General features: G+C 75.8%; 4 protein-coding genes and 1 pseudogene. 4 read left to right on the top strand and 1 reads right to left on the bottom strand.

Translation table 11 applies throughout. The features are described from left to right. From GA0115240_RS37685 to GA0115240_RS24490, 4 genes and pseudogenes are all read left to right on the top strand, one after another. On the top strand, positions 1 to 1448 hold a 1448-nt coding region (locus GA0115240_RS37685; RefSeq protein WP_107407209.1), incomplete at its 5' end, for an IucA/IucC family protein. Beyond that, a complete protein-coding gene (locus GA0115240_RS37680) occupies positions 1448 to 3295 on the top strand; it encodes an IucA/IucC family protein (RefSeq protein ID WP_093739706.1) in 1848 nt (615 codons plus the stop codon). The genes GA0115240_RS37685 and GA0115240_RS37680, both read left to right, overlap by 1 nt. Further along, positions 3292 to 4568 (top strand): annotated as a pseudogene (locus GA0115240_RS37675) (type III PLP-dependent enzyme). The gene GA0115240_RS37680 and the pseudogene GA0115240_RS37675 overlap by 4 nt, the downstream one beginning before the upstream one ends. Positions 4569 to 4688: 120 nt before the next feature. Continuing rightward, positions 4689 to 5855 (top strand): L-talarate/galactarate dehydratase, encoded by a 1167-nt coding sequence (locus tag GA0115240_RS24490; protein WP_093739704.1) that lies wholly within the window; start codon positions 4689 to 4691, stop codon positions 5853 to 5855. A gap of 67 nt (positions 5856 to 5922) precedes the next feature. Here the strand turns inward: GA0115240_RS24490 and GA0115240_RS37185 are convergent. Further along, positions 5923 to 6247 (bottom strand): hypothetical protein (locus tag GA0115240_RS37185; RefSeq protein ID WP_202451705.1); only part of this gene is annotated, 325 nt, incomplete at its 5' end.

Below are 6247 nucleotides of genomic sequence, written 5' to 3'. Positions count from 1 at the left end.
GGCTCCGGGCCGCGACGCGGGACGCGGTGGACGCGCGGCTGGTCGCCCGGCACGGCCCGGACCTGGCGCGCTGGCACGGCCCGGCCGCGACCCTCGCCTTCGACACGCTCGCCGCCCGCGCCGGCCACCCGCTCTACCCGACCGACGCCGCCCGCGCCGGCATCCCCGCCGGGCTGCTGGCCGGCCACGCCCCCGAGTTCGACCCGCGCTTCGCCCTGCGCTGGGTGGCGCTGCCCCGGGAGGCGGTCACCGTGGCGGGCGCGGGAGCGGGCGCGGAAGCGGCCGGTCGGCCGGAGGGGTTCGGCGGCCTCGGTGGGCTCGGCGGTTTCTGGCCGGCGCCGTCCGACCTGGGGCTGCCCGGTCGCGACGACAGTCATCTCGCGCTGCCGGTGCATCCCCTGACGGCGGGCGCGCCCCTGCGGGAGGCGTTAACCGCGGCCGGCCTGGCGGGCGCCGCGGTGCTCGCCGACCGCGCGTACCTGGAAGCGGCGCCCACCTTGTCCACCCGGACCGTCGCCCTCACCGCGCACCCCGGTGTCCACCTCAAACTGCCGCTGGCGACCTCGACCCTGGGCCTGCTCAACCGCCGTACCATCAAGCCCGGCACGCTCACCGACGGCGCGGCCGGACAGCGCCTGCTGGCGACCGTGACCGCCCGCGAACCGCGCTTCTCCGGCCTGATCCTGCACGCGGACGAGACGTGCTGGGCGCACGCCGGCCATGAACTCCTGGCCGTCCTGGCACGCCGCCACCCCGCCGGCCTCGACGACTGCCTCGTCCTGCCGCTGGCGGCCCTGACCGCCGAGGCCCCCGACGGACGGCTGGTGATCGACCACCTCGCCGACCGCTGGTTCGGCGGGGACCCGCTCGCCCTGCTGGACGCCGTGCTCGCCCTGCTGCTCGACTGGCAGACGACGCTGTTCGGCTACGGCATCGCCCTGGAATCCCACCAGCAGAACATCTCGCTGCTGCTGGACGGGACCGGCGGCCGTCCCCGGGTCAGGCTGCTGTTCAAGGACGACGACGGTCCCCGCATCCACGAGGCCAGACTGCGCGACCGGCTCGGGGCGGACGCCCCCGGTCCGGCGGACTTCGCCGACCCGCGGATCTTCGTGTCCGACGACCGGCCCGTCCTCGACCTGTTCACCACGATCACCGTCCATCTGTGCGCCGGGGCCTTCGTGTTCGCCCTCGCCCGCGGGGGCCGCGCCCCGCTGGCGCGGCTGCTCGATCTCCTGCGCGCCCGGCTGGACGAGGCCGTGCGGCGGCTCGGGGACGGGCCCGGCGAGCCGGGAGCGGTCCTGCGCGCCCATGTCCTGGAGGCGCCGCGGCTGCCCGTCAAGGCGATGGTCACCGCGGGCACATTGCTCACCAAGAACCGCTCAGGAGCGTCCGACATCAACAAGCACTACACCACCGGTCCCAACTACCTTGTGCGGAGCCGCTGATGGCACTGTCCTCCGTCGCCGGCCCCGCCGACTGCGCGAACCGGTCCGACCGAACCGACCCGACCGACCGCACCTCACCGACGGACCGAACCGACCCGACCGGACCGACTCGCCCGCCCCGCCGGGCCGGCCACCGCCCCCGGCCGGTCCCCGCCGACGAAGCGGTGGCGCACACCCTGCTCAACTGCCTGCTGCGGGAGGTGTCCGGGCCCGAGCACCAGACCGCCCTCATCGGCGGCCATCTGCTGCTGCGGCTGGCCCGCACCGGTGTGCGGCTGCGGGTGGCGCTGCGCCGCACCTCGCTGCTGGGCGCGCACCGCTTCGCCGGCCCGGTGGCCGAGTTCACCGACGGCCGCTGGTCGGCGATCGGCTGGCTCCGGCTCGCCGAGCACACCCACGCGGAGCTGTCCGCGCGCACCGGCGTACCCAACGACGAGTTCCTGGCGCAGGTTGTCTCCAGTCATCAGGGCGTCGCGGCCGGACTCGGCGCGCCCCGGCCGGCGGCGGGCGGCGATCCGCTCGCCCGCTACCTGGCCTCCGAGCAGTCACTGGTCTACGGCCACCGCTTCCACCCCACGCCCAAGGCCCGCGGCGCGGACGCCGCCTCCTGGGCCGCCTACGCGCCCGAGGCCGGGGCCCGCTTCCCCTTGCGGCTGCTCGCCGTCCGCGAGGGGTCGATCGTCCAGGAGCGCGCCGAGCCCGGTGCGACCGATCCGCTGGACCGCCTCGCCGCGGTGCCGGCCGGCTACCGGCTGCTGCCCGCGCACCCCTGGCAGTACGAACTGCTCCGCGACCAGCCCGCCTTGGGCGCCGCGCTGCGCCGCGGCGATGTGCTGGACCTCGGTCCGAGCAAGGCCCGCTTCGCCGCCACCGCCTCGGTGCGGACCGTCTACGACGGCGAGACCTTCCTCAAGTTCAGCCTGAATGTGCGCATCACCAACTGCCTGCGCAAGAACGCCGCTTACGAGCTGTCCGGCGCGATCGCGCTCACCCGGCTGCTCGATCCGGCCTTCGCCGAACTGGCCGCCCGCTTCCCGGGCAGCGGCATGCTCCGCGAACCCGCCTTCCGCAGTCTGGCCCTGCCGGGGGCGGACGGCGGCCCGGGGCCGGACCTCGCGCTGCTGGAGGGTTTCGGCGTCATCGTCCGGGAGGGACTCGGGGCGCGGCTCCGGCCGGGCGCGACCGCGCTGCTGGCCGCCGCGGTCGCCGACGAGTACCCGGTGGGCGCCGCGCACATCTCCGCGCTGCTCGGCACCGCGGACCGCCCGGCCGTGCTGCGCTGGTGGCGGGAGTATCTGCGGCTGCTCGTCCCGCCGGTGCTGGCGGCGTACTTCGACCACGGCATCGTGCTCGAACCCCACCTGCAGAACGTACTGGTGTGCGTGGACGCCGACGGCGGGCCGGTGCAGGTCCTCTTCCGCGACCTGGAGGGCACCAAGCTGCTGCCCGAGCACCATGCCGGGGCGCTGGCCGCGCTGCCCGCGCAGGTCGCCGGCCCGCTGACCTACGACGCCGACCGGGGCTGGGACCGGCTCGTCTACTGCCTGCTGGTCAACCACGTCGCCGAACTGCTGTCCGCGCTGGCCGATCTGCACCCCTCGGCGGAGCGCGCCCTGTGGGCCGACGTGCGCGGCGCGCTGCGGGACTTCGCCGCCGAGCACGGCTGTCCGCCCCGGCTGGAGGCGCTGCTGGCCGGCCAGCCGCTGCCGGCCAAGGCCAATCTGCTCACCCGCTGGGAGCGGGCCGCCGACCGGGAGGCGGGTTACGTACGGCTGCCCTCGCCGCTGGCGCGGGATGTCCTGCCGGACGCCGGCCGCAGGCGCGACGCCGCCGGGACCGCCCGGTGACCGCGCCCGCGGCGCCCGCCGCGCCCACCACCGCCGTCCGCGACCTCGCCCGGTCCCTGCCGACCGGTGAACTGCCCGCCTATCTCTACGACATCGGCGCGCTGCGGGAGCACGCCGCGTTCGTGCGGGCGGCGCTGCCCGAGCCGGTCGAGCTGTACTACGCGGCGAAGGCCAATCCCGAGCCGGAGATCCTGGCCGCCCTCGCGCCCTTCGTGGACGGCTACGAGGTCTCGTCGGGGGGTGAGCTCGCCCATGTGGCAGGCGTGTTGCCGGGCCGCCCGCTGGCCTTCAGCGGCCCGGGCAAGACCCCCGCCGAGATCGCGGCCGCGCTGGACCTGGGCGTGCGCCGCTTCCATGTCGAGAGCGAGCACGAACTGCGCGTGCTGGCGGAGCTGGCCGCCCGCCGGGTACCCGCGTGCGGCGCCGCGGCCGGCGGCGGCGCCGGTGACCTTTCCGGGGCCGGGGCCGGGGACCGAGTGGGGGTGCTGCTGCGCTTCGACGTGCCCGCCGAGGCGGGGTTGTTGGCGGCCGGCTCACTCGTCATGGGCGGCCGGCCCACGCAGTTCGGCATCGATCCGGCACGCGCCGACGCCGCGGTGCGCCTGCTCACGGACGGCAGCCGGCCGCAGTTGGAACTGCTCGGCGTACACGCCCACCTGGCCAGCGGGCTGGACGCGCCCGAACTGCTCGGCGTGGCCGGCTCGGTGGTGGACTGGGCCACGCGACTGGCCGACCGGCACCGTGTCGCGCTGCGCGAGGTGAATGTCGGCGGCGGTATGGCGGCCGACTACACCCGCCCCGGCGTCCGGTTCGACTGGGCCGCCTACGGCGCCGGACTCGCCCGGCTGGCCGCGGCCCGGCCCGGGCTGGTGCTGCGCATCGAGCCCGGCCGCGCGCTGACCGTCTACTGCGGCTGGTACGTCTGCGACGTCCTCGACGTGAAGCACAGCCGCGGCGAGGAGTTCGCCGTCCTGCGCGGCGGAACGCACCACCTGCGCACCCCGGCGGCCAAGGGCCACGACCAGCCGTGCGCGGTCCTCCCTGTCGACGCGTGGCCGCACCCCTGGCCGCGGCCCGCCGCCGGACAGGACCTGGTCACGCTGACCGGCCAGTTGTGCACCCGAAGGACGTGCTGGCCCGCGGGGTCCGGGCGCCGGGCCTGCGCGCCGGGGACCGGGTGGCCTTCGCCCTGGCCGGCGCGTACGCCTGGAACATCTCCCACCACGACTTCCTCATGCATCCTCGGCCGACCGTGCACTTCCTCGGGGTCTGAGCAAGCGGCTACCGTGCGGGGAGGGTTCACGCCAGCGCCCGTCGTTCACGTACGTGTACCGGCACTTGTACTTGTATTTGTACTTGTACTGAGCGTGTACCGGGTCCGGGTACCGGGCGCATGTTCCGAGGGAGTCCGATCGTGCATCCTGCCGCCTCCGCCGGTGACCGCGTCCGCTCGGTCCGGCTCTCGTCCGTGCACCTCCCGCTGGCCGCCCCGGTCAGCGACGCCAAGGTGCTGACCGGGGTGCAGCGACCGATGACCGGGATCGCGCTGCTCTTCGCCGAGATCACCACCCGGGACGGCCATCAGGGCATCGGCTTCGGCTACGCCAAGCGGGCCGGCGGCCCCGGGCAGTACGCCCACGCCCGGGAGATCGCGCCCGCCGTGGTGGGACAGGACCCGAGCGACATCGGCCGGCTGTGGGACCGGCTGGTCTGGGCCGGGGCCTCGGTCGGCCGCAGCGGCCTCGCCATCCAGGCCGTCGCCGCGCTGGACATCGCGCTGTGGGACCTCAAGGCCCGGCGTGCGGGACTCCCGCTCGCCAAACTCCTGGGCGCCTTCCGGGACTCGGTGCGCTGCTACAACACCTCCGGCGGCTTCCTGCACACCCCGGTCGGAGAGGTCCTGGACAACGCCACCGCGTCGCTGGAGCGCGGCCTGGGCGGCATCAAGATCAAGGTCGGCCAGCCGGACGGCGCGGCCGACCTGGAACGGGTGGCAGCCGTCCGGTCCCGGGTGGGCGACGCGGTGCCGCTGATGGTCGACGCCAACCAGCAGTGGGACCGGCCCACCGCCCTGCGCCTGGGCCGCGCGCTCGAAGGCTTCGGCCTCACCTGGATCGAGGAGCCGCTCGACGCCTACGACCACGAGGGCCACGCCGCGCTGGCCGCGGCCCTCGACACCCCGGTCGCCACCGGCGAGATGCTGGCCGGCGCGGCCGAGCACGCGGCCCTGATCGAGGCCCGCGCCTGCGACATCGTCCAGCCGGACGCGCCGCGCGTCGGGGGCATCACCCCGTTCCTCAAGGTCGCCGCGCTCGCCGACCACCGGCACCTCCAGCTCGCCCCGCACTTCGCCATGGAGATCCACCTCCACCTGGCGGCGGCCTACCCGCGTGAGCCGTGGGTCGAGCATTTCGAGTGGCTGGAACCGCTGTTCAACGAGCGGACCGAGATCCGCGACGGCCGGATGCACCTGTCCGCCCGCCCCGGCCTCGGCATCACCCTCAGCCCGCAGGCCCGTGCCTGGACCCGGGAGACCTGCCTGATCGAGTCGCCGGACTGAGGATCGGGCGGGCGCGCCGGAGCCGAGGGCGCCGCGCCGAACCACCGCTCCGAACCACCGCGCCGGATCAGGCCGGCACGGTGAGGCGTACGCCGAGGATCGGGATGTCCAGCGCGCCGCGGGCGTCGGTGTACCAGCGCCAGTGGGCGCCGTCGGCCTCGCCGCGCACCAGGCCGGTCCAGCCGGCGCCGCCGGGACCGCACAGGGCCGCGAGTTCGGCGGCCTCGCGCTCGGTGGGCGTGCCCGCCACCACCACCAGGCCCCTGACGGGGTGTCGGGAGGCGGCGCCGAGGATGGTGCCGCGGGCGGCCGAGGCGCGGGGGGCCGCGGCGCGCTCCTCGACGCGGTCGACCGGCCGGAGGCCCGGCGGCAGCGCGATCGGCGGGGTGCCG

It is taken from the genome of Streptomyces sp. DvalAA-14, assembly GCF_900091855.1.
In the GTDB taxonomy this organism is placed as follows: domain Bacteria; phylum Actinomycetota; class Actinomycetes; order Streptomycetales; family Streptomycetaceae; genus Actinacidiphila.
This window is presented reverse-complemented; position numbering and strand designations above follow the sequence as displayed.